Annotated in this window: 22 protein-coding genes, 2 tRNA genes and 1 riboswitch; of the genes, 11 read left to right on the top strand and 13 right to left on the bottom strand. The window is 68.1% G+C overall.

The features are described 5' to 3' along the window. Positions 1 to 302: 302 nt before the first annotated feature. From AW273_RS28690 to AW273_RS28665, 6 genes are all read right to left on the bottom strand, one after another. The gene (locus AW273_RS28690) at positions 303 to 2,885 is read right to left on the bottom strand and encodes a valine--tRNA ligase (protein WP_439648644.1); all 2,583 of its coding nucleotides are present in this window, start codon (positions 2,883 to 2,885) and stop codon (positions 303 to 305) included. Between the two features lie 48 nt (positions 2,886 to 2,933). Next, positions 2,934 to 4,211: an ATP-dependent Clp protease ATP-binding subunit ClpX gene (gene clpX / locus AW273_RS28685; RefSeq protein WP_030456815.1), complete on the bottom strand. Its 1,278-nt coding sequence runs from the start codon at positions 4,209 to 4,211 to the stop codon at positions 2,934 to 2,936. A 198-nt stretch (positions 4,212 to 4,409) separates the two neighbouring features. Continuing rightward, complete coding sequence (locus AW273_RS28680; protein ID WP_062354697.1) at positions 4,410 to 5,054, bottom strand: ATP-dependent Clp protease proteolytic subunit; 645 nt, start codon at positions 5,052 to 5,054, stop codon at positions 4,410 to 4,412. Positions 5,055 to 5,065: 11 nt separating this feature from the next. Next, positions 5,066 to 5,710, bottom strand: a complete 645-nt coding sequence (locus AW273_RS28675; RefSeq protein ID WP_030456813.1) for a ClpP family protease — start codon at positions 5,708 to 5,710, stop codon at positions 5,066 to 5,068. Between the two features lie 216 nt (positions 5,711 to 5,926). Next, the gene (gene tig / locus AW273_RS28670) at positions 5,927 to 7,306 is read right to left on the bottom strand and encodes a trigger factor (protein ID WP_062354694.1); all 1,380 of its coding nucleotides are present in this window, start codon (positions 7,304 to 7,306) and stop codon (positions 5,927 to 5,929) included. A 173-nt stretch (positions 7,307 to 7,479) separates the two neighbouring features. Further along, entirely contained in the window at positions 7,480 to 8,349 is an 870-nt protein-coding gene (locus AW273_RS28665) for a Sco1979 family transcriptional regulator (protein WP_062354691.1), read from the bottom strand. A 264-nt stretch (positions 8,350 to 8,613) separates the two neighbouring features. Here AW273_RS28665 and AW273_RS28660 point away from each other — a divergent pair, with 264 nt between their 5' ends. Beyond that, positions 8,614 to 9,081: an ATP-binding protein gene (locus AW273_RS28660; protein WP_062354689.1), complete on the top strand. Its 468-nt coding sequence runs from the start codon at positions 8,614 to 8,616 to the stop codon at positions 9,079 to 9,081. A 124-nt stretch (positions 9,082 to 9,205) separates the two neighbouring features. Here AW273_RS28660 and AW273_RS36645 read toward each other — a convergent pair whose 3' ends face one another. The 3 genes from AW273_RS36645 to AW273_RS28640 are packed head-to-tail and all read right to left on the bottom strand — an operon-like array spanning position 9,206 to position 11,489. Then, complete coding sequence (locus tag AW273_RS36645; protein ID WP_198168413.1) at positions 9,206 to 10,117, bottom strand: GNAT family N-acetyltransferase; 912 nt, start codon at positions 10,115 to 10,117, stop codon at positions 9,206 to 9,208. Beyond that, complete coding sequence (locus AW273_RS28645; protein WP_062354728.1) at positions 10,114 to 11,010, bottom strand: SDR family oxidoreductase; 897 nt, start codon at positions 11,008 to 11,010, stop codon at positions 10,114 to 10,116. The genes AW273_RS36645 and AW273_RS28645 overlap by 4 nt, the downstream gene beginning before the upstream one ends. Positions 11,011 to 11,042: 32 nt before the next feature. Continuing rightward, positions 11,043 to 11,489: a flavoprotein gene (locus AW273_RS28640; RefSeq protein WP_062354686.1), complete on the bottom strand. Its 447-nt coding sequence runs from the start codon at positions 11,487 to 11,489 to the stop codon at positions 11,043 to 11,045. A gap of 25 nt (positions 11,490 to 11,514) precedes the next feature. Here AW273_RS28640 and cutA point away from each other — a divergent pair, with 25 nt between their 5' ends. Next, positions 11,515 to 11,835 carry a divalent-cation tolerance protein CutA gene (gene cutA / locus AW273_RS28635; RefSeq protein WP_062354683.1) on the top strand — a complete coding sequence of 107 codons (321 nt, stop codon included), beginning with the start codon at positions 11,515 to 11,517 and terminating at the stop codon, positions 11,833 to 11,835. Between the two features lie 8 nt (positions 11,836 to 11,843). Here cutA and AW273_RS28630 read toward each other — a convergent pair whose 3' ends face one another. Further along, positions 11,844 to 12,353, bottom strand: coding sequence for a hypothetical protein (locus AW273_RS28630; protein WP_062354680.1), 510 nt, complete (start codon positions 12,351 to 12,353; stop codon positions 11,844 to 11,846). A gap of 142 nt (positions 12,354 to 12,495) precedes the next feature. On the opposite strand from AW273_RS28630, the gene AW273_RS28625 reads away from it, so the two are divergent. Then, positions 12,496 to 12,999: a hypothetical protein gene (locus tag AW273_RS28625; protein WP_062354677.1), complete on the top strand. Its 504-nt coding sequence runs from the start codon at positions 12,496 to 12,498 to the stop codon at positions 12,997 to 12,999. A gap of 159 nt (positions 13,000 to 13,158) precedes the next feature. Here AW273_RS28625 and AW273_RS28620 read toward each other — a convergent pair. Next, positions 13,159 to 13,229: transfer RNA gene (locus AW273_RS28620), tRNA-Gly, on the bottom strand. A gap of 90 nt (positions 13,230 to 13,319) precedes the next feature. Here AW273_RS28620 and AW273_RS28615 point away from each other — a divergent pair. Both AW273_RS28615 and AW273_RS28610 read left to right on the top strand, forming a co-directional pair. Then, positions 13,320 to 13,393 (top strand) — tRNA-Pro (locus tag AW273_RS28615). Between the two features lie 227 nt (positions 13,394 to 13,620). After that, a complete protein-coding gene (locus tag AW273_RS28610; protein ID WP_062354674.1) occupies positions 13,621 to 15,357 on the top strand; it encodes an ATP-binding SpoIIE family protein phosphatase in 1,737 nt (578 codons plus the stop codon). On the opposite strand, the gene AW273_RS28605 is transcribed toward AW273_RS28610, so the two are convergent. Then, positions 15,354 to 15,770 carry a DUF7144 family membrane protein gene (locus AW273_RS28605; protein WP_061300115.1) on the bottom strand — a complete coding sequence of 139 codons (417 nt, stop codon included), beginning with the start codon at positions 15,768 to 15,770 and terminating at the stop codon, positions 15,354 to 15,356. The genes AW273_RS28610 and AW273_RS28605 overlap by 4 nt on opposite strands. On the opposite strand from AW273_RS28605, the gene AW273_RS39415 reads away from it, so the two are divergent. After that, positions 15,758 to 17,104: a chloride channel protein gene (locus AW273_RS39415; RefSeq protein ID WP_369409235.1), complete on the top strand. Its 1,347-nt coding sequence runs from the start codon at positions 15,758 to 15,760 to the stop codon at positions 17,102 to 17,104. The two genes, AW273_RS28605 and AW273_RS39415, sit on opposite strands and share 13 nt — an antisense overlap. 59 nt (positions 17,105 to 17,163) lie before the next feature. After that, positions 17,164 to 17,736 carry a TIGR03086 family metal-binding protein gene (locus AW273_RS28595; protein ID WP_083950121.1) on the top strand — a complete coding sequence of 191 codons (573 nt, stop codon included), beginning with the start codon at positions 17,164 to 17,166 and terminating at the stop codon, positions 17,734 to 17,736. A gap of 7 nt (positions 17,737 to 17,743) precedes the next feature. On the opposite strand, the gene AW273_RS39505 is transcribed toward AW273_RS28595, so the two are convergent. Next, positions 17,744 to 17,821 carry a 50S ribosomal protein bL37 gene (locus AW273_RS39505; RefSeq protein ID WP_407929421.1) on the bottom strand — a complete coding sequence of 26 codons (78 nt, stop codon included), beginning with the start codon at positions 17,819 to 17,821 and terminating at the stop codon, positions 17,744 to 17,746. 97 nt (positions 17,822 to 17,918) lie between these two features. On the opposite strand from AW273_RS39505, the gene AW273_RS28590 reads away from it, so the two are divergent. The 4 genes from AW273_RS28590 to AW273_RS28575 all read left to right on the top strand — a co-directional run bounded on the left by AW273_RS28590 (position 17,919) and on the right by AW273_RS28575 (position 23,117). Next, positions 17,919 to 18,695, top strand: coding sequence for a DeoR/GlpR family DNA-binding transcription regulator (locus AW273_RS28590; protein WP_062354670.1), 777 nt, complete (start codon positions 17,919 to 17,921; stop codon positions 18,693 to 18,695). Continuing rightward, the gene (locus AW273_RS28585) at positions 18,692 to 19,708 is read left to right on the top strand and encodes a galactose-1-phosphate uridylyltransferase (RefSeq protein ID WP_062354667.1); all 1,017 of its coding nucleotides are present in this window, start codon (positions 18,692 to 18,694) and stop codon (positions 19,706 to 19,708) included. The genes AW273_RS28590 and AW273_RS28585 overlap by 4 nt, the downstream gene beginning before the upstream one ends. A 74-nt stretch (positions 19,709 to 19,782) precedes the next feature. Then, positions 19,783 to 19,920, top strand: a riboswitch (cyclic di-AMP (ydaO/yuaA leader). A gap of 37 nt (positions 19,921 to 19,957) precedes the next feature. Continuing rightward, on the top strand, positions 19,958 to 20,896 hold the full coding sequence (locus AW273_RS28580; RefSeq protein ID WP_157556253.1) for a coiled-coil domain-containing protein: 939 nt from the start codon (positions 19,958 to 19,960) through the stop codon (positions 20,894 to 20,896). A 1,003-nt stretch (positions 20,897 to 21,899) separates the two neighbouring features. Continuing rightward, positions 21,900 to 23,117 (top strand): glycosyltransferase family 2 protein, encoded by a 1,218-nt coding sequence (locus AW273_RS28575; protein WP_232327640.1) that lies wholly within the window; start codon positions 21,900 to 21,902, stop codon positions 23,115 to 23,117. Positions 23,118 to 23,119: the final 2 nt, after the last annotated feature.

Raw genomic sequence — 23,119 nt, 5'->3', positions numbered from 1 at the left:
TGTGTCTTTATCTTCGCAGCGCTTCCGGTTAGTGTCAAATTCAGTGATTCGACATTTTCCGTTTCCCGCTGGAAGTGCTCCCTTTCGAGAGCAACCCGTCCAACTTACCGGAGCCCCGGGCGATGTCAAATCGCCCGGTTTTCCGGAGGAAGTTGTTGGGGACGCCTTGGGGATCTCATCGCCCCGGCTCTTCCGAGTCCGGGCCGCGCCGTCCCGCTTGGCGTAACAAGAACATTAGCACCTCTGCGGGGATGCCGCGACCCACTTCGGCAACCCGGTAATCATTCCCTGGCCACGAAACCCTAAACCTGGGGCAACGAGGCAAGTTGAGCCTCCAGGCGGGCGATGTCCTCCACCGCCTGGGCCGCGCGGGCGCGGACCTTCGCGACCACGTCGTCGGGGGCCTTCGCCATGAACTGCTCGTTGCCGAGCTTGCCCGTGACCTGGGCTTGTTCCTTCTTCGCGACCGCGAGGTCCTTCTCCAGGCGCTTGCGCTCGGCCGCCACGTCGATGGCGCCGGCCGTGTCGATCTCCACGGTGACCGTGCCTACGGCGAGGCGGGCGGTCGGCGTGAAACTCTCACCCGACGGGTCGAGCCTGAGGAGCGAACGGACGGCGTCTTCGTGGGCGGCGACGGCCGTACCGGAAAGAGAAAGCCGGGCGGCGACCCGCTGACCGGGCTTGAGACCCTGATCGGAGCGGAAGCGCCGGACCTCGGTGACGAGGTTCTGGACCGCCTCGATCTCCGACTCGGCTCCGGGGTCGGCGAACGCCGGATCGCTCACCGGCCAGGGCGCCACCACGATCGACTCGCGGCCGGTGACCGCGCGCCAGAGCTCCTCGGTGACGAACGGGGTCAGGGGGTGGAGCAGGCGCAGCAGCGCGTCGAAGACGTGGCCCAGGACCCGCTTGGTGTTCTCGGCGACCTGGCCGCCGCCGGCGATCTGGATCTTCGCGAGCTCCAGATACCAGTCGCAGACCTCGTCCCACGCGAAGTGGTAGAGCGAGTCGCTGATCTTGGCGAACTCGAAGTCGTCGAAGGCCGTGTCGACCAGCGCGACCACCGACTGGAGTCGCGACAGGATCCAGCGGTCGGCCGCGGTCAGCTCCTCGGGCAGGCCGTCGCTGACGGCGCCGTTCATGAGGGCGAACCGGGTGGCGTTCCAGATCTTGTTGCAGAAGTTGCGGGAGCCGGCCGCCCAGTCTTCGCTGATCGCCACGTCGGAGCCGGGGTTGGCGCCGCGTAGCAGGGTGAAGCGGGTGGCGTCGGCGCCGTAGCGCTCGATCCAGTCGAGGGGGTCGATGACGTTGCCGAACGACTTCGACATCTTCTTGCCGAACTGGTCGCGGACCATGCCGTGGAGTGCGACGGTCTTGAACGGCGGCTGCCCGTCCATGGCATAGAGGCCGAACATCATCATCCGGGCGACCCAGAAGAAGAGGATGTCGTAGCCGGTGACCAGAACGGTCGTCGGATAGAACTTCTTGAGGTCGTCGGTCGCGTCGGGCCAGCCGAGCGTGGAGAACGGCCACAGGCCCGAGGAGAACCAGGTGTCGAGGACGTCGGGATCCTGGGTGTAGCCCTCGGGGATCTCGTCGTCGGGACCGACGCAGACGACCTCGCCCTCGGGGCCGTACCAGACCGGGATGCGGTGGCCCCACCAGAGCTGCCGCGAGATGCACCAGTCGTGCATGTCGTCGACCCAGTCGAAGTAGCGCTTGGCCAGCTCCGGCGGGTGGATGCGGGTGCGGCCGTCGCGGACGGCGTCGCCCGCGGCCTTGGCCAGCGGCGAGACGTTGACGAACCACTGGAGCGACAGGCGCGGCTCGACCACGGTCTTGCAGCGCGAGCAGTGGCCGACGCTGTGGAGGTAGGGGCGCTTCTCGGCGACGATCCGGCCCTCGGCGCGCAGCGCCGCGACGACCGCGGGGCGCGCCTCGAACCGGTCGAGCCCCTGGAAGGGCCCGTGGGCGGTGATGACGCCGCGCTCGTCCATGATCGCCAGGGACGGCAGGTCGTGGCGGCGGCCGATCTCGAAGTCGTTGGGGTCGTGGGCCGGGGTGACCTTGACCGCGCCGGTGCCGAACGACGGGTCGACGTGGTCGTCGGCGACGATCGGAATGCGCCGGCCGGTCATCGGCAGCTCGACCTCGCGGCCGATCAGGTGGGCGTAGCGCTCGTCGGAGGGGTGCACCGCGACGGCGGTGTCGCCGAGCATGGTCTCGGCGCGGGTGGTGGCCACGACGATCGCGTCGTCGCCGTCGCCGTAGCGGATCGAGACGAGCTCGCCCTCGTCTTCCTGGTGTTCGACCTCGATGTCGGACAGCGCGGTCAGGCAGCGGGGGCACCAGTTGATGATGCGGTTGGCCCGGTAGATCAGGCCGTCGTCGAAGAGGCGCTTGAAGATCGTCTGGACGGCCCTCGACAGGCCCTCGTCCATCGTGAAGCGCTCGCGGGACCAGTCGACCCCGTCGCCGAGCTTCTTCATCTGGCCGAGGATGCGGCCGCCCGACTCCTCTTTCCACTGCCAGACCCGGTCGACGAAGGCCTCGCGGCCGAGGTCGTGGCGCGAGAGGCTCTCCTTGGCCAGCTCGCGCTCGACCACGTTCTGCGTCGCGATTCCGGCGTGATCCATGCCGGGCAGCCACAGGGTGGCGTTGCCGCGCATGCGGGCCCGGCGGGTCAGCGCGTCTTGGATCGAGTGGTCGAGGGCGTGGCCCACATGGAGCGAGCCGGTCACGTTGGGCGGCGGGAGGACGATGCTGTACGGCTCTCGCCCGTCTACCGCGCTCGCTCCGAAGTGACCGGCCGCTACCCAGCGCTCGTAGCTGGGGGCCTCGACATCGGCAGGGGCATACTGGGTCGGCAGTTCAGGCGTCGTCACGAGAGCCAATTCTAGAAGCTCCCACCGAGCGCCCCGGCCCAATATGTGTTATGCGGACTTCTCTCGCGGGGTGCGCTGCTGCTTCAACTGGTCACGCGGGATCAGCGTCGGGTTGACGTGTTCGAGGACGGCCTCGCGGGTGATGACGACCCGAGCGACATCCTGTCGCGAGGGCACTTCGTACATCACCGAGAGGAGGACCTCCTCCAGGATCGCGCGCAGGCCTCGGGCGCCGGTGCCGCGCAGGATCGCCTGGTCGGCGATGGCCTCAAGCGCGTCGTCGGAGAACTCCAGCTCCACGTTGTCGAGCTCGAACAGCCGCCGGTACTGCTTGACCAGGGCGTTGCGGGGCTCGGTGAGGATCTGGATCAGGGCCTCGCGGTCGAGGTTGTGCACGCTGGTGATGACCGGCAGACGGCCCACGAACTCGGGGATCATGCCGAACTTCAGCAGGTCTTCGGGCATCACGTCACCGAAGATGTCGACCGAGTCGACCTCTTCCTTCGACCGGATGATCGCGTTGAAGCCGATGCCCTTCTTGCCGACCCGGGACTCGATGATCTTCTCGAGGCCCGCGAAGGCGCCACCGCAGATGAACAACACGTTGGTGGTGTCGATCTGGATGAATTCCTGGTGGGGGTGCTTGCGGCCGCCCTGCGGAGGCACCGATGCGGTGGTGCCCTCCAGTATCTTCAGCAGCGCCTGCTGCACGCCCTCACCGGAGACGTCGCGGGTGATCGACGGGTTCTCGCTCTTGCGGGCGATCTTGTCGACCTCGTCGATGTAGATGATGCCGGTCTCGGCCTTCTTGACGTCGTAGTCGGCGGCCTGGATCAGCTTCAGCAGGATGTTCTCGACGTCTTCGCCGACGTAGCCGGCCTCGGTGAGGGCGGTGGCGTCGGCGATGGCGAACGGCACGTTGAGCATCTTGGCGAGGGTCTGGGCCAGGAGCGTCTTGCCGGAGCCGGTGGGGCCGAGGAGGAGGATGTTGGACTTCGACAGCTCAAGCCCGTCGTCACGGCCGCGCTCGCCGGACTGGACCCGCTTGTAGTGGTTGTAGACCGCGACGGAAAGGGCCTTCTTGGCCTTGTCCTGGCCGATCACGTAGGCGTCGAGGAACTCGTAGATCTCTCGGGGCTTGGGGAGGTTGTCCCACTTCAGCTCGGAGGACTCGGAGAGCTCCTCTTCGATGATCTCGTTGCAGAGCTCGATGCACTCATCGCAGATGTAGACGCCTGGTCCAGCGATGAGCTTCTTGACCTGCTTCTGGCTCTTGCCACAGAACGAGCATTTGAGCAGGTCTCCCCCGTCGCCGATGCGTGCCACCCCAGACTCTCCTTTGCGTGGGACCGCCCTGCTGCCGCGGTCCGGTCATTCGCGCCGGTCACTTCGGTGCGAAAACGTCATCCCGCTCAGGTTTCGACGTTACCGTCTTCCGGGCCCTCAGTGAGCCCCCTAGCGGTGAGTCGCACCGGAAGGTGCCCAATTGGGCACCGTTCCGGTGCACTTGCGACCTTCGATCTCTTACGAGGCGACGGCAGCCGTCTGGCGCTTACGCGACGGAATGATGTCGTCGACGATTCCGTAGGCCTTGGCCTCGTCGGCGCTGAGGATCTTGTCGCGCTCGATGTCGCGACGGACCTCGGCCGGCTCCTTGCCGGTGTGCTTGGCCACGATCTGCTCCAGAAGGTCCCGCATACGCAGGATCTCACGAGCTTGGATCTCGATGTCGGATCCCTGGCCGCCGCCCTCGGTGGAGGGCTGGTGGATCAGGACCCGGGCGTTCGGCAGGGCGAAGCGCTTGCCGGGCGTGCCGCCCGCGAGCAGCACCGCCGCGGCCGAGGCCGCCTGGCCCAGGCACACCGTCTGGATCTCCGGCCGGACGAACTGCATCGTGTCGTAGATCGCCGTCATGGCCGTGAAGGAGCCGCCGGGCGAGTTGATGTAGATGCTGATGTCACGGTCGGGGTCGAGCGACTCGAGTGTCAGGAGCTGCGCCATCACGTCGTTCGCCGAGGCGTCGTCGATCTGGACGCCGAGGAAGATGATGCGATCCTCGAACAGCTTGTTGTACGGGTTCATCTCCTTGACGCCGTAGGTCGTGCGCTCGACGAACGAAGGGATGATGTAGCGGCCGTTGATGTCACCCGGCCGAATCAGGTCACTCATGGACGCTCCCGTCATGAAACGGCGCCCTCGGAGGGCACCTGCCGCGCGCTGCGCACGACTTGGTCGATGAAGCCGTAGTCCTTGGCCTCGTCGGCCGTGAACCAGCGGTCGCGGTCGGAGTCGCGCTCGATCTGGTCGAGCGGCTGGCCGGTGTGGTGGGCGATGCGCTCGGCCAAGGTCTTCTTGACGTAGAGCATCTGCTCGGCCTGGATCGCGATGTCGGCGGCGGTGCCGCCGATGCCGCCCGAGGGCTGGTGCATCATGATCCGGGCGTGGGGCAGGGCGTACCGCTTGCCGGGAGCGCCGGCGCACAGCAGGAACTGGCCCATGGAAGCGGCCAGGCCCATCGCCACTGTGCAGACGTCGTTCGGCACATACTCCATCATGTCGTAAATCGCCATGCCGGCCGTCACGGAACCGCCGGGAGAGTTGATGTACATCCAGATGTCCCGGTTGGGATCGTCGGCGGCGAGCAGGAGGAGCTCAGCGCAGAGACGGTTGGCGACCTCGTCATTGACCTGAGTGCCGAGCACCACGATTCGCTCACGCAGCAGACGCTGGTAGAGCTGGTCTTCAAGCCGGGCGGGGCCGTTCTCTCTGCCACGCGACTCGGGCTCGAAGCCGATGGGCTGGAAGAAGGTCGGCGGGCTGGTCACAGCGTCACCTTCCGATGCGTCGTTATCGATTGGCTTTGCTCGACCCTAACGCGCGCCGCCCACAGCTCATGCCCCCTCACCCGGGTGTTCGCTGACGGCGCATGCTCCCCCACGCCCTGTTTGTACGGCTTTCGCCCGCCCCATGACGTACCGAACACATACCAATGGGCCCCCGGTGAGAACCGGGGGCCCAGAAGAACTGCGGTGAGCTGCGGCCTACTCGGCGGCGGCGCCGGCCGGGGCCTGCGCGAGCCCCTCGGCCTCACCCTCGGGGTTGAGCTCGGCGTAGATCGCCTTGAGGTCGACCTCGTTGCCCTCGGAGTCGACGACCTTGGCGGCGTCGCCCACGACCGACTTGGCCTTCTCGCGGACGATCTCCATCATCGCGAGGGTGAGCTGGTCGTTGTCGGCGAGGTGCTGGGCCAGCGTGTTCGGCGCGACGCCCATCTGGGCGGCGCGGCGCACGACGAACTGGGTCAGCTCCTCTTCGCTGACGCCGATGTCCTCGGCCTTGACGATCTTGTCGAGGACGAAGCCCATCTTCAGCGCCCGGGCGGAGTTGGCGTCGAACTCGGCGAAGCGCTCCTCCTCGGTCGTCTGGTAGAGGCGGAAGTAGGCCTCGCGGCTCAGGCCGCTCTCGGCGATCTGGTGCTCGAGGTTGTGCTTGCGCGCGTCGACCTCGGCCTTGAGGGCGCTGTCGGGCAGCGGGATGTCGAGACCGCCGATGAGGGCGTCGACGGCCTTCTCGCGGGCCTGGACGACCTGCTCGATCAGCTTGTTGCGGCGGACCTGCTCGCGGATGCTGTTCTTGAGCTCCTCGAGCGTGTCGAACTCGGAGGCGAGCTGGGCGAACTCGTCGTCGAGCTCGGGGAGGACCTTCTCCTTGACCGACTTGACGTTGATGATCACGTCGGCCTCCTCGCCGGCGTTCTCGCCGCCGACGAGCGTGGTGCGGAAGGTCTTCTCCTCGCCGGCCGACAGGCCTTCGAGCGCGTCGTCGAGGCCCTCGAGGACCGAACCGGCACCGACCTCGTAGGAGACGTCGGCGGCCTGCTGCTCGTCGAGGTTGCGGCCGTCGATCTCGGCGCGCAGGTCCATCACGACGTAGTCGCCCTTGGTGGCCGCGCGCTCCACGCCGGTCAGCGTGGCGAAGCGCTGGCGCAGCGCGTCGAGCTGCGCGTCGACGTCGCCGTCGGCGACGGTGGCGGCGTCGACCGTGACCTCGGTGCCCTCGTAGGAGGGCAGGTCGAAGGTGGGACGGACGTCGACCTCGGCGGTGAACTCCACCTGCTGGCCGTCGTCGATCCGGGTGACCTCGATCTCGGGCTGGCTCACCGGAAAGAGATCGACCTCGTCGACGGCGCGGCCGTAGAGGCCGGGGAGCGCGTCGTTCAGGGTCTCCTCGAGCACGACCGCGCGGCCGAAGCGCTGCTCGATGATCCGGGCCGGAACCTTGCCGGGGCGGAAGCCGGGGACGCGCACCTGCTGCGCGACCTTCTTGTAGGCGGCCTTCAGGCTCGGCTCGAGCTCCTCGAACGGCACCTCGACGGTGAGCTTCACCCGAGTGGGGCTGAGCTCCTCGACAGCGGTCTTCACGGGGTGGTCTCCTAAATAACAGCATCTGGTGATCGCGGGCGCGTCATGCACAGCTACCGCGGCACGTTACGCGCACCGCGCCCACGAAGAGGGCACATGGGCATGCTCCACTGCGGCGGGGTGTCCAGCGCCAAACTTCAGTCTAGAGCAGAGCAGCCCCCGCGAGTGACGCGTCAGAGCTCGCGCGAGATCTTTCTCAGAATGTCGACGGTCTCGCTGGGGGTGGTGGAGACCGCGCACAGCCGCTCCATCACCTCGCTGTACCTGTCGACCTCGTCGCGTTTGTCGAGATAGAGGGCGCTGCCGAGCTGCTCGACGTAGATGATGTCGGGGAGCTCCGCCTCGGGGAATCGCAGGATGCTGAACGCGCCGCCCTCCGCGGCGTGTCCGCCGAAGTGGAAGGGCATCACCTGGATCGTGACATTCGTCTGGTCCATGAGCTCGATCAGGTGCTGGATCTGCCCGCGCATCACGTCGACGCCGCCGATCGGGCGGCGCAGCGCCGCCTCGTCGATGACCGCCCAGAAGGTGGGCGGGGTGGTGCGTTCGAGGACCTGGCGCTGGCGTTCGAGCCGCAGGTCGACCCGCCGGGCGATCTCCTCGGGAGCCGAGCCGACCGCGCCGGCCGTGATGACCGCGCGGGCGTACTCCTTGGTCTGCAGGAGGCCCGGGACGAACTGGACCTCATAGGTCCGGATGCGGGCGGCCGCCTCTTCGAGGCCGACGTAGGCCTGGAACCAGCCGGGCAGCACGTCGCTGAAACGGTGCCACCAGCCGGGCTCGTTGGCCTGCTTGACCAGTTCGAGGATGGGCTTGCGGGCGGCCGCTTCGGCCACGCCGTACATGGTGAGGAGGTCTTCGACGTCGCGCTCGCGGAAGCTGACGCGGCCGAGCTCCATGCGGCTGATCTTCGACTCGGAGCCGCGGATCAGATGCCCGGCCTCGAAGCGCGAGATGCCGCGTTCTTCCCGCAGTTTGCGGAGCTGGGTGCCGAGGAGGATGCGCAGCGCCGTGGGACCTTGTCCCGGCTGGGTACGTGTCACGGCGCCTCCCTTTCTGCTCGACTCGCCGGAGAAGGTCGAGCCGACACCCCCAGCCCACACAGTGTCACCACTTCCGGCCAGGAAGACAAGGCTTGGATCCCCCGTCCATTTCACAATCGCTCAACGTTTTGGGCAAGTGCACAAGGCGCCTGCACGTGCATTTGGGTCTTGCAGGGGGCGGGCCCTTGTCCCATGATGGCCTAGTGCATATTGGGCCAAAGGTGCACTAGTTCTCAAATCTGGCGATCGGGAGGTGCGGGCAGGATGTTGGATAATCCCATATCCGCCCGCGATGTAGGGGTAGAGCGCCTGGTGCGCACCGCCCCCGAGTCCGACGCCACCACCTGCCCGTTACGCCCCCTGGCGGACTCGGTCAAGACCGCACGCGATGTTACGCGATCGACACTGCAGGGTTGGGGACTTTCGGAACTCACCGACGACGCGACCCTCGTTGTTTCGGAGCTGGTGACCAACGCGGTTCGTTACGCTCTGTATCCGGCGGGCCCGTCGACCGATCACCCGATCACCCTCATGCTGGTGCGGCTGGCCCCCCACGTGATACTTGCCGTCGCCGACCCCAGCGACGAGGTGCCGACGCGCAAGGAGCCCGACTTCGTCTCGGAGAACGGGCGCGGGCTCTACATCGTGGAGACCTACAGCCAGGCGTGGGGCTGGGACCCGCTCGACGAGGGCGGCAAGGCCGTCTGGGCGATGTTCCGCACCGACGCCTGAGGATCTCTCTCCTTCCGTTACGGCTCCGCCCTCTGAGCACCGACCACCGTCTTGACCTCGCGCCGTATCCGGCGCCGACCAGCCGCCCGGGTTCTCGTCGCGACGGGGATGACGGCCGAAAGTTTCAGTTCTCCAGCACGTAGAGGACGAAACCCTCGTCGTCGACGGTCGTCCGGGTGAAGCCGAGCCTCTCCAGCAGGCGGACCGACGCCGTGTTGCCCCCGTGCGGATCGGCGTGGAGAGGGCGCGCCGTCTCCTTCTCCAGGAACAGGGTGAGGGCGCGGGTGCCGACGCCGCTCCCCCAGAACGCGCGGCCCAGCCAGTAGCCCAGGTAGCGGCGGTCGCCCTGCCACCAGGCGACGACGTTGCCGGCGATCTGCCCGCCCACCTCGACGGTCTGCACGTGGCAGGTCTCGTCGGGCAGGATGTTCGTGCGCCAGTGGGTCAGGAACCTCTCCCGCTCGCGGGCCGGGAACCGGGAGCGGCGGGTGGCCTCGGGGTCCTGTTCCTGGGTGTGGAAGACCTCCAGATCGGAATCTCTGACATCTCTCAGGCGAACGTGCATTCGCAGGCGCGCGAGGTCGGTCATGTCCTTCTCCCTCCGAGGCAGGCCCGGCACCCAGACCGGCATCATCTCTTTGATCTCGATCTGCGCGGCCACGCCGACGACCGGGCAGCGCAGGCCGCCGAGACGGCCTGCGGGCGCGTCGAGCAGGCCGGCCGGCCAGCGCTCTCCTTTATATGGACCACCCGCGACGGTCAGGTCGCGGGCGAGCAGGGCGAAGCTGACCTCGACCCCGTCGCGCGTGAAATCGCGCTGCTGGTCGCGCGGCGGCCCCGGCTGCGGCACGAAACCCCGCGCGAGCAGGGCCGCCTCCAGCCGGTCGGCGTCGTCGGACCAGGCGAACCAGTCGACGTCGACGTGGTCTCGGGTCACCTCGCCCAGGGTGAAATCCATCGCCCAGCCGCCGCGCAGCCAGACGTCGAAACCCATTGCGGCGATCTCGGCGATCGCCGTCAACTGGCGGTCTCTCACCGATAGCCCGTGGTGTCGGCCGGCTTCCCGGCATCCTGGACCTCCACCACATAACGCCAGGCGTCGGGGCGGCTGCCGTCGACGTCGGTGAAGCCGTAGACCTGGGCGAGCCCACCGCTGGACAACGACTGACCGTTCCACCGTGCCCGGTCGGGGTCGCGGACCAGCGCCGCGACGGCCCGGCCGACGAAGGCCGGCGACTCGGAGATCGCGAAGTGGGGCACGTTCTCCAGCGCGTCGCGCCAGGTCTCCTCGGTGACGCCGAAGTGTTCCAGCATCAGCTCCGACCGCAACCAGCCCGGCGTCAGGGCGACCGCGGTGGCCCCCCTCGGCCCGAGCTCCTTGGACAGGCCGAACGCCATGCGCAGCACCGAGCTCTTCACCAGGTCGTAGAAGAAGGAGACGCGGTAGTTGACGGCGTTGTAGTCGGCGGTGCCGTCGGTCATCTCGACGACCAGCCCGCCCTCGTGCCTGAGCAGCAGCGGCAGGGCGTAGTGGCTGGTGATGATGTGGGTGTCGATGGCCAGGCGGAGCATGCGCATGCCGTCGTCGAGGTCGTGCTCCCAGAGCGGTTTGTCCCAGCTGAACAGGTTCTCGCCGCCCCAGATGTTGTTGACCAGGACGTCGAGCCGCCCCTGCTCCCGGTCGATCCGCTCGACCAGCGCCCTGACCTGGTCGCGGTCGAGGTGGTCGGCCTGGACGGCGATGCCGTGGCCGCCCGCCCGGGTGACCAGCTCGGCGGTCTCCTCGATGGTCTCGGGCCGCTGGTATTCCGACTGCTGGTCACGGGTGGTGCGGCCGGTGACGTAAACGGTCGCCCCGACAGCGCCCAGCTCGGCGGCGATTCCTCTTCCGGCCCCACGGGTCGCGCCCGCGACGAGTGCGATGGTCATGGCCGTCAGTCTGCCGGTCGCCACCGACAGAATCACGCCAGCGCCTCCCGCCAGGAGGCGGCGAAGGTGACACCTTCTTCTTCCAACGCGGCCACGGCCGCGCGATAAGGGGCGCGGCCGGCCAGGGCATCGTTGACGAAAGGCACCAGCGTCACCGGGATGCCCAGGCCCGGGGCCTCCGCCAGCAGCCCCAGGGCATAGGTGTCGGTGATGCCCAGCGCGAACTTGTTGACGGTGTTGAACGTGGCGGGATAGACGAGGATCGCGTCGGCCCGGGGCGGCTTGGGTTCGCTCGGGTGCCGGTAGTTCACCCGCACCCTTCTTCCGGTACGCCGCTCCAGATCGGCCTCGTCGATGAAGTCGACCGCCTTGGGGGTGGCGACGACCTGGACCGTCCACGATCGCGAGTGCGCCTCGGCGATCAGTTCGGGCAGGTCCCGCACCGGCCCGGCGGCGCAGACGATGACGTGGAGGTCCATGGGTCTCCCGGGTTAGCGTGCAGGCATGTCTGACCATATTGAGGTTCGCGTGACGGCCGGATCACCCGAGGAGGCCGACCGGTTGGCCGACACGGTGGTCGGGCGCCGCCTCGCGGCCTGCGCGCAGATCGTCGGGCCCGTGACCTCTGTCTATTGGTGGGACGATGAGGTGAACCGGTCGCGGGAGTGGCTCGTGCTGTTCAAGACGACGGCGGAGCGGTTCGGAGACCTGTCGGGGTGCGTGCGGGAGGTGCACTCGTACGACGTACCGGAGATCATCGCGGTGCCGGTCGCCATGGGGTCGGGCGACTACCTCAACTGGATCGACCGGGAGACGAACCTCTGATCAGCAGGTCACGTCGGCCTGCGCCAGTAGGCGAGCTGCCCGCTCGCGCTCTGGACGACGCGGGGGTCGGACTCCTCCTGAGGCCAGATCTGCAGCAGATAGCGGTCGATGATCTCCCGTGAGGTGTCGACCTCCGCGGCCGCGTCCATGTTCTGGGCGTGATAGCGCAGCCGATACCAGCCCGGTCCCGCGGGGAGCTCGGGGATCTCGTGCACCTCACCGCCGCCCCACTCGTCGAGGGTGACCTGGCCGGCCTCCGACTCGAAGCTGATCTCCACGACGTCCTCGTACGCGTCGGTGTCGGCTCCCGGGTCGTGGTCGGCGACGGTGACCGAGAAGCCGACGCTGCCCGTGTGGAGACCGGTGATCGGGAAGGTGTTCCCGTCTTCGACCCGGATGATCCCCCCAGGCCGCGTGGGGTGGTCGTCGGGGCCCGTGGCGTCGTCGGTGGCGTCGACGAGATAGGCCTGCCCGTAGTGGACGCCGAGATCGAACGACACGGTCTGAGTGGTGGTCATGGGAGCGGAGCCTACGATCGCGGACCGACATTTACGGACCGTCGAGGACGCGGAGCATCGACGACTGAATGCGTGAACGCGAGAGGCCGCGGCCGATACAAAGTGCGTTGACCGGCCGACATAACTTCGCCATATTGGCGCAATGCTGTCATTACGCCCCTTTGCGGGAGCGATCCTCACATCCGTTCTGCTGACCGGTTATGCCGCCGCCCCGGCGGCCGCGTCCGCCCAGGAGTCGGCGACGGTCTCCCAGGCCGCGGCGCGGCCGGGCAACGGCAAGGTCATCTATGACCGCATCAGCGGCGGGGAGGGCGTCCTGAAGATCAAGAACGGCACCGGCAAGGATGGGGTCGTCACTCTCGTCCGGGGCAAGACCAAGGCGTTCAGCCTCTACGTCCGGGCGAAGTCGACCGCGAGCTTCAAGAGGGTCGACGACGGCACCTACACCGTCTACTTCACCACCGGCTACAGGTTCAACAGCTCGAAGCGCAAGTTCACCAAGAGCGCCGCCTACCAGCGCTTCAACGACCGCTTGAAGTTCACCACCACCGCGACCCAGTCGACCATCTGGACGCTCACCCTCAACCCCGTCAGGGGTGGGAACGCCCGCACGAGCGGCGTCAACCCGAAGGACTTCCCGGCCTGATCGGGGGCTGAGCGGCGCATGACCGCCACCGAACCGGGCGCCTCTGCGCTCGCTCCGGGCCGCCGTCGGTGAATCCCGATTCCTGCGGTTGTCTCCAACTGATTGCACAAACGTCGAAGGCCAGGCCCCCACTGCGGTGACCTGGCCTTTCATGTTGAGAGCGGACGACGGGAATCGAACCCGCGTAGCCAGTTTGGAAGACTGGGGCTCTACCATTGAGCTACGTCCGCGCGCGCCGGTCGGCATCTGGTCTAGACTTCTTCCGGCCGTCAATGCGTAAGCGTACCGGAGATCTCGGGGCGTCGGCGCCAGGCGGCCAACGGGGTGTGGCGCAGCTTGGTAGCGCACCTGCTTTGGGAGCAGGGGGCCGCAGGTTCAAATCCTGTCACCCCGACACACGTTGCCGGTTGCGGGCGAAAGGTAATAATTCTCGTCCGCAACCCCCTCGCCCGGCATCGGGCATCGCGTCGTAAACGCCGACGAACACTACCTTTCCGCGCCGATGACCCGGCTTCTTGACGATCGATGCGGCCTTGACCCTGCAATCCACCGTGTAAAGCGCCGTACAGTCTGGGAAAAGGCATGAAATGCCGTGGTTGTCCTCCCTACGATGCGGAAGAGATGAACCGGAACAGCGTGATCAAGACGCCGGCGCCGGGTGACCGGCTCGAATGGCGGCAGGCCTCGGCGGCCTCCGCTCAGGAGCGGCTGGCCTATCTCAACGAGGCCAGCCGTCGCATCGGGACGACCCTCGATCTGGGCGAGACGAGCCGTGAGCTCATGGACATCGCCGTCCCGAGGTTCGCCGACACCTCGGCGATCATGGTGCAGGATCGGCTCGTCATCGACGGGGAGTTCCCGTCGCGGCCGGTCGACGGGACCGCGCTCGTGCGGCGGGTGGCCATCGGGGTGGCGGAGGCCGATCCGACCGACTGGGTCGAGGCTTTTCCGATCAACGAGGTCACGGTGTACTCGGCGCAGTTGCCGCAGGCGCAGTGCATGTCGACCGGGCATCCGATCATGTATCCGGAGCTCGACGAGCACACCGCCGAGATGATCGGGGCCAGCCTCGACCCTGAGGTGGTGGCCAAGCTGCTGGTGGGCGGGTCGTTCATCGCCGTTCCGCTGAAGGCGCGGGGGCGGGTGCTCGGGTGCGCGATCTTCAGCCGCAACCCGGGCGGGTCGCCGTTCGAGGAGGAGGACGTCGCGGTCGCCGAGGAGCTGGCCGCGCGGACCGCCGTCTGCATAGACAACGCGCGCCTGTACGCCAGGGAGCGGCGCACCGCCCTCACGCTGCAGAGCAGCCTGCTGCCGGCCGACCTGCACCAGCCGCTGGGCATGGAGATCGCCTCGCGCTACCTGCCGGCCAGTGACCTCATGGGGGTCGGCGGCGACTGGTTCGACGTCATCCCCCTCCCGGGGTGCCGGGCGGCGCTCGTGGTGGGCGACGTCATGGGGCACGGGACCCGGGCCGCGGCCACGATGGGGCAGCTCCGGACCGCCGCGCGCACGCTCGCGTCCCTCGACCTGCCGCCCGACGAGGTGCTGTTCCGGCTGAACCGGATGAGCCAGGACCTCGATCCGACCCAAATCGCCACGGCGGTCTACGCGACCTACGACCCGGTGACCCGGACCTGCGCGCTGGCGCGGGCGGGGCATGTGCCGCCGGTTCTGATCCATCCCGACGGTCGTACCGAGATCATCGAACTGCCCTCGGGGCTGCCGCTGGGGATCGGGAACGACCCGCTGGAGACGGTGGAGATGGTGCTGCCGTCCGGGGGGATCCTCGCCTTCTACACCGACGGCCTGGTGGAGAGCCGGGCCAGAGACATCGACCTGGGGATCATGGCGCTGCGCCGGCTGCTGTCGGCGCCCGACCAGGATCTGGAGGAGATGTGCGACGTGACGATCAACAGTCAGCGACCCGGGCACGAGCGCGACGACATCGCGCTGCTGCTTGCCCGGGTCCATGAACTCGCGCCCGACGAGATCGCCTCCTGCTCGCTGCCGGCCGATCCCCGATTCGTCAGCCACGCGCGCCGGTTCGTCCGGGCGACGCTGGCGGAGTGGGGGCTCGGCGCGGTCCGTGACACGACCGAGCTGGTGGTCAGCGAGCTGGTGACCAACGCGCTCAAGCACGGCTGGCCGCCGATCGAGCTGAGGTTGCTGAGGGGCCGGGGCAGAACCCTGGTCTGCGAGGTCGCCGACGGCTCGCCCACCGTCCCGGCGCTGCGCACTCCGACTTCGGAGGACGACACCGGGCGCGGGCTGCAGCTCATCAAGCGGCTCACCTACCGGTGGGGCACCCGCCCGACCCCTCTCGGGAAGATCGTCTGGGTGGAGCAGCACCTCCCCTAGGCGATGCTGCCGCGCGGCGGCACCACCAAGCCGTAGATCACGACCACGGCCAGTGCGACGACGATGAGGGACCAGATCGGGAACGCCCCGGCGTAGGCGAACTGGCCCAGGATGACCAGTGCCGCCAGGACGATGCCCAGCATGCGGGCCCACATCGCGCCTTGGAGAATGCCCACGCCCGCGATGACCATGAGGACCCCGGCCACCAGCCAGATGATGCCCCATGCGGTGAGGTTGAAGATCAGCACGCCCGATGACCCGACCACGAGGTAGTGGCTCCTCAAGATCGCGGCGAACCCGCCGACGATGTTGAGCAGCCCTACCACGATGCCGAGGATCCCGGCGAAGCGCAGCCAGTTGGAGGGGTGCGGCAGTCGTCCGCCCGAAGTGGGTGTCGTGGATGCGGTGGTCAACGCGACCAGCTCCTTCCTCGTCGACTAGCAATTGCCACCATAACCACATAAACCGCCACAAATGCCTCACATGGCGCACTATTGGCGATGCGAGGCTTTCTTTTGAGGACCCCACGGGTATTCCCGGTGCATTGAGGCCGGGCGGACACGCGAATGCCGAGGGCGACGTGGATCGGGCTGCTGGCATTGGTTTTGCCCGCACTGGTGATCGGTGTCGGTTCGGGTCTCATCTTGTTCGGCGTCACCGCGCTTGCCGAATGGTTGGAGCGCCTGATCTGGCCGTGGTTCGAGTGGTGGCGCATTCTGCTCGTCCTCACTCTCGCGGGAACCGCCACGGGCCTGCTGATCTGGCGGTTTCCGGGGCACGCCGGGCCCGACCCCGCCACCGAGGGGCTGGTGGCGCCGCCGATGCGGGCCCGGGTGTTGCCGGGGGTGCTGCTGGCGACGATCGTCACCCTTTCCTGCGGGGTGAGCCTGGGGCCGGAGAACCCCATCACCGCCGTCAACGTGGCGCTCGCCTTCGCGATGGGCCGGTGGCGCTCGGCGTGGCCGGGACCGTCGGGGCGCTGTTCGGGAGCCCGCTCGCCGCCGCGCTGCTGTTGTCGGAGCTGCCGCTGGGCAAGCCCGGGGTCCCGCTCTGGGACAGGCTCTTCGCGCCGCTGCCGGCGGCCGGCGCGGGCACGCTGACCACGCTGGCCCTCTCGGGCGAGACGCTGCGGATGAAGGTGCCCGGCTATCCGGGGTTCCGGCCCGCCGACCTGGTCTCGGGGTCGGTCGTCGCGCTCATCGGCGCGGGCCTGGGGCTGCTGGTGGTCTACGCGTTCCCGTACGCCCATGCGACCTTCCACCGCGTGCCCCATCCGGTGCTCATGGTCACGGCGGGCGGGCTCGTCCTGGGCGGCCTGGGGATCGTCGGCGGCGAGGTGTCCCTGTTCAAGGGGCTGGCCCAGGCCGGTGAACTGCTGGAAGGCCACGTCGCCATCGGGACGGTCATCCTGGTGCTCGGGGTGAAGCTGGTCGCGCTGACCGTGGCGGCGGCCTGCGGGTTCCGGGGCGGGCGGATCTTCCCGGCCGTCTTCATGGGGATCGCCCTGGGGGTGGCGGCCAACACGCTGGTCCCGGCGGTGCCGCTGTCACTGGCGCTGACCGCGGGGGTGCTGGGGTTCGTGCTGGCGATCACGCAGCACGGCTGGCTGAGCCTGTTCACGTCGCTGGCCATCGTCGGCGAGATGGCGCTGATTCCCGTGATGTGCGTGACGATTCTGCCCGCGTGGTTGCTGGTGACGGGCAAGAAGGAGATGGTCGTCCCAGCGCACATGCCAGGAATGCCCTAAATTGTCACTTTGGTCCGGAGCCCCATGACGTGAGCTCGTGTTCGGGTTACCGTCGAAATGTGACGATCGGAATCGAGGACGCCTACCGCCGGGCCCTGGACGCCTTCGGTATGCGCGTCCACCTCATCAAGCCCGGCCAGTGGGATCTCCCGACGCCGTGTGTCGACTGGGACGTGCACGCCCTGGTGAACCACCTCGTCTACGAGTCGCTCTGGGCCCCCGAACTCCTCTCGGGCCGCAGCCCGGCCGAAGTGGGCGACGTCTTCGACGGCGACCTCATCGGCGACGACGCCGTCAAGGCGTTCGACTTCGCCGCCCACGCCGCCGTCACCGCCGCCTCGGCGGAGGGTGTGCTCGACCGGACCGTGCACCTGTCGTTCGGGGACGTGCCGGGACACGAGTACGTCACCGAACTGTTCGCCGACGCCCTGATCCACACGTGGGACCTGTCGAACGCCATCGGCGTGGCCGATCGGCTCGACCCGGAGCTCGTCTCGCTCTGCGCCGCCTGGTTCGCCGACAGCGAGGAGGGTTATCGCAGCTCGGGCGTCATCGGCGGGCACGTGCCGGTGCCGGAGAACGCCGACGCGCAGACGCGGCTGCTGGCCGCCTGGGGGCGCCGGGCCTCCTGACGGCCCGCTAACGGCCCGTGGGCCGCTTGCCGTGGTTGGCCTTCTTCTTGCGGCGGGCCTTGGACTTGCGCTGTCGTTTACCCATTCGCCCACTGTGCGCCTCGTGTGGGCACCTGTCCACCTCCCATGTTCCAACATTTTCTATGCGATGATTTGTTGGAACATGTTGAGAGGAGGAGCCGATGCTGGCCCAGCAACGGCAGCAGGCGATCCTCGAACGGGTCCGGCGCACGGGCGGGGTGCGGGTCGCCGACCTCGTCCGCGACCTGGGCGTCTCCGACATGACGATCCGCCGCGACCTTGAGGCGCTGGCCGATCGGGGCCTGATCGAGAAGGTGCACGGCGGCGCCACCGTCGCCGGGCCGGGGTCGACCGAGGAGCCCGGGTTCGCCGCCAAGTCGGTGCGGCAGCAGGCCGAGAAGGAGGCCATCGCCCGCGCCGCCGCCCACCTGGTCCGGCCGGGCAGCGCGGTCGCCCTGTCGGCCGGCACCACGACCTGGGCCTTCGCCCACCATCTCGTCGACGTGCCCGACCTGACGGTCATCACCAACTCGGTCAGGGTGGCCGAGGTGTTCCACCGGTCCGGGCGGCCCGGCCAGACGATCATCCTGGTGGGGGGTGTGCGCACGCCGTCCGACGCCCTCGTCGGGCCGATCGCGGTCCAGGCGATCAGATCGCTCAACGTCGACACACTCGTCCTCGGCGTCCACGGCATGAACGCGCGGGCCGGGTTCACCACCCCCAACCTGCTGGAGGCCGAGACCGACCGCGAGCTGGTGGCCGCCGCGCAGCAGCTCGTGGTGCTGGCCGACCACACCAAGTGGGGCACCGTCGGCATCTCCACCATCGCCCGGCTCGACCGGGCCAACGTTCTCGTCACCGATTCCGGCCTGGACAAGGAGGGGCGCGACGAACTGGCCGGCCACGTCGGCGAGCTGATCGTCGCCGAACCCGCATGAACCGCCATCTGACCCATCTGGCCGACGGCCGGGAGCTCCTCTACTTCGACCTCGTCCCCCGCGACCACTCCGCCAAGGACCTGCGCGACCTGCCGCCCCGGCCCGAACCCTCGGAACTGCGGCACGACCCCGTCCTCGACGAGTGGGTGGCCGTCGCCGGCCACCGGCAGACCCGCACCCATCTCCCGCCGCCCGAGGAGTGCCCGCTCTGCCCCGGCCGCCCCTGGTCGGAGATCCCCTCGGCCTACGACGTGGCCGTGTTCGAGAACCGGTTCCCCTCCTTCAGCGGCCCCATCGGGCGTTGCGAGGTGGTCTGCTTCACCGACGACCACGACGCCTCGTTCGCCGGCCTGAGCGACGAGCGGGCCGGGCTGGTGATGGACGCCTGGGTCGACCGCACCCGCGAGTTGTCCCGGCTCGACGGGGTGGAGCAGGTCTTCTGCTTCGAGAACCGGGGCGCCGAAATCGGCATCACTTTGCCCCATCCGCATGGGCAGATCTATGCGTATCCCTATGTGACACCCCGCACCCAGCGGATGCTCACCGTCGCCCGGCCCGGGTCGCTCGCGGCCGTGGTGGCGGAGGAGCGTGCCGGGGAGCGGGTGGTCGCCGCGAACGACCACTGGACGGCCTTCGTACCGAGAGCCGCGCGGTATCCGTTCGAGGTGCACCTCTATCCCCACCGGCAGGCGCCCGACCTGCCCTCGCTCACCCCCGAGGAGCGGGCGGCGTTCGGGCCGCTCTACACCGGGGTGCTGCGGGCCCTCGACGGGTTGTTCGGGGTCCGCATGCCGTATGTGGCCGCCTGGCACCAGGCGCCGGTTCGCTGGGGAAGGGAGGTGGCGTACGTGCACATGGAGCTCTTCAGCATCAGGAGGGCGCCGGAGAAGCTGAAGTATCTGGCAGGTAGCGAATCCGGTATGGGAGCGTTCGTCAACGACGTGCGGCCCGAGGAGGCGGCCTCTATGCTCAGGGCTGCATCGGGAAAGATGGTGCGCCAGATCACGGATTGATCTCCGTATGGTCGCAACTTCAAGTAGCACTTGCCTCGTTTTTACCATTACTATCCACACCAACCCGCCGAGACCTCGGCGGACCGCCTAATCCCGGGCGTGTCGCCCGGGAGCCGGGGACCCACCAGAACCTGGGGTGCAGGCGCGATCGAGCGCCCGGGCTTCTCCGCCCGAATCCGTCAGCTAACCCGGCCGGCACAAGGAGAGGAGTGGGCGCTGCCCGCCACGACGCACCGTCGCAATCGCCGGTTGATCCTCCTTCCGGTGGCGGCCCTGGTGGCCGCTTTCTGCGCCGCGCTGGTGCCCGGCCCCGCTGTCGCGGCCCCCAAGCCCGACGCCGACAAACTGCGCAAGCAGCTCTCCAGCCTGGAGAAGAAGGTCAACTCGCTGATCGCCCAATATCACGCGGCGCGCGACGACCTCGCCGAGGCCAAGAACGCGTCCAAGGCCGCGCAGGCCAAACTGGAGAAGGCGCACGCCGACTTCGCGGCGGCCCAGCGCGAGATGGCCCGGCTGGCCGGCCTCAGCTACCAGTCGATCCCCGGCAACGGCGGGATCGTGCTGCCGCCCGGCATGGGCATGTCGCCGCTCGCGATGCAGCTCGGCAACGAGCAGGCCGCGATCGTGCGCAACTACAAGCAGAAGGAGCAGGCGCGGGCGCAGGCGGCCGCCGAGGCCAAGGGCCTGATCGCCGAGATCGACAAGAAGTCCAAAGACATCGAGAGGCGCCGCGTGGAGGCGGAGGACCTGATCGATGACATCAAGGACCGGCTCGACGACCTGATCCCGATCGGCCCCGGCAAGCTCGCCAACGGCGGCTGGGCCCCCCAGCTGCCGACCGGCGCCGACAACATCACCGCCCGCACCCGCCTGATGCGCGAGGAGGCCAAGTCGGCCTTCAAGCTGAGCAACTCCATCGGCTGCTTCCGCGTCGACACGATGGGCGAGCACCCGCTCGGCCGCGCCTGCGACTTCATGATGACGACCGGCGGCGCGATGGCCACCGGTTCGGCCAAGGTCCTCGGCGACCAGCTCGCCGAGTGGGCCCTGAAGAACCGCACCAAGCTCGGCGTGAAGTACGTCATCTGGCGGCAGCGCATCAACAGCGGCACCGGCTGGCGCTTCATGAGCAACCGGGGCGGCAACACCGCCAACCACTATGACCACGTTCACATCTCGATGTTCTGAGCCACGACCCACCGGCCGGGACCCCGCGAAGACCCCGCGAGCCGTCCGCGCACGATCCCCAGTCCGACGCCCGGGACCGCGATCCGACCCGTCGCGGCCCCGGCCCAGCGCACCACTCCTGAGCCCGGCCCGGCGGCCGGCACCGCGTCCGACCCCCGCGAACGGCCGCCCCACCCAGGGAGTTTTCAGGTAGTACGGCTACCCTGACCCCAAAACCCCCACAAAGCTCATCGAACCCCCCGTAAGCTCTCAAAGACCAACTGCCCCACCCCACGATCACGCGGGTGTGCTCGCCCAGCCCCCGCGGTGCGCACGCCCGCGTGATCATCCTTCGGAACCCGAAGTAAGTGATCACCTACAGAAGCGCCCGAAGGTTTACCCGGATTCGATAACGATCATGTTTCGGCATTTATCCGAGCGATGGTTACACGCACGTGAATTCTGCTGCGAAGAACCACGCCCCGGACGGGTGCACGAGCCCCCTACCTGGAGCCCCAACCGCCCCCCACCAGGAAAGTCACACGTCGCGCCGTGTTTACCTCAGACCCCGAGATCCCCACAGATAAAAGTTTCAACGACAGGCCCGTTGACACCCCACTTATCCCGAAATTAGCTTATGGAACGGTACACCTCGGGACTGCTGTGGCACCTGTTCCAGCTGTGACTCTTCGCAGCCGGCCAGGCGCGGATCCCGACAATCTCCCTCCCATGCCACGCGAGAGGACCAGCGTGAGATCCGCTGATTTTTCCCCGGCCCGCGGCCACCGGGCCCGCCGTCTCGGCACGGCAGCCGGGCTCACCCCCCAATAGGGGGCCCGGACACGAATCGACTTCGATTCGGAAGTTGACATCAAAGCCGAACTAATAGTGTGCTCCGCCGGTCATCTCATTCTCTGAGATCCGGAACGACTCGGGGCATTCTCTCGCGTGCGGAAAAGCTCAGGAGAACAAGGTCGTGGGGTCTGATTCTGCGAATTGGCTCGACACCGCCTATGAATGGCTGGTGAGGTCGAGCGCCAACGGGAGTTGGCGGGACATCATCCCGCTCGGGTTGGCGGGTCTGCTCGTCTGGGGTCTGTGGGTCTACCGGGTCGTGTTGTCCCGGCTGGCCAAGCCCGTCGTCAACGGTTACCGCGCGTCCGTCTCGGTCGTGGTGCCGTCGTTCCGTGAGGACGCCGAGATCCTGGTCCGGTGCCTGGGGAGCTGGCTCGCCCAGAACCCGGGCGAAGTGATCATCGTCGTGGACGTCGCGGACACCGAATGTCACGCCAAGCTGCGGGAGGTCAACGACCCCCGGCTGCGCGTGCTCGTCTACGAACACTCCGGCAAGCGGTCGGCGCTGGGGGTCGGCATCCGGGCCGCCCGCGGCGACATCGTGGTGTTCGCCGACTCCGACACCTGGTGGGAGCCCGGCCTGCTCGACGCCGTGCAGATGCCGTTCGAAGACCCGCAGGTCGGTGGCGTCGGCACCCAGCAGAACGTGTTCCAGCGCACCACCAGCGTCTGGCGGCGCATCGCCGACTGGCTGGTCAACCTGCGTTACTACGACTACGTGCCGGCCATGGGCAGCCGTGGTGGCGTGGCCTGCCTGTCCGGCCGCACCGCCGCCTACCGCCGGTCGGCGATCCTGCCGGTCGTCCACCACCTGGAGAACGAGTTCTTCCTCGGCCGCCGCTGCATCGCCGGCGACGACGGGCGGCTCACCTGGCTGGTGCTGGCCTCCGGTTACAAGACCGTGCACCAGTCGTCGGCGCGGGCGATCTCGATGTTCCCGAGCTCGTTCCGGGCCTTCTTCAAGCAGCGCATCCGCTGGAGCCGCAACTCCTACCGCTGCTACCTGACCGCCCTGTGGAAGGGCTGGTTGTGGAAGACGCCGCTGGTCACCAAGGTCACCGTGCTGCAGATCCTGCTCACCCCGGTCACCATGGGCGTCACGCTCGGCTACCTGTTCTTCAGCCGCCTGGAGCTGACCCCCTGGGGCATCGGCACCTGCGTCGGCTGGTTGCTGATCGGCCGCGGCATCCGGGGCTGGTCGCACCTCAGGCGCCACCCGCAGGAGATCCTCCTGCTGCCGCTGACGACCCTGGTCATCATCGGGATCGCGCTGCCGATCAAGCTCTACGCGTTCATCACCATGAACAAGCAGGGCTGGCTGACCCGCAAGGCCGACCAGGCGGGTTCGGAGGGCCAGACGGCCGCGACGCTGCAGGGACTGGCCTGATG

This window comes from Herbidospora yilanensis, assembly GCF_001570565.1.
Taxonomy (GTDB): domain Bacteria; phylum Actinomycetota; class Actinomycetes; order Streptosporangiales; family Streptosporangiaceae; genus Herbidospora; species Herbidospora yilanensis.
Note: the sequence above shows the minus strand (reverse complement) of the source record. Positions and strands in the feature narration are given on the sequence as shown.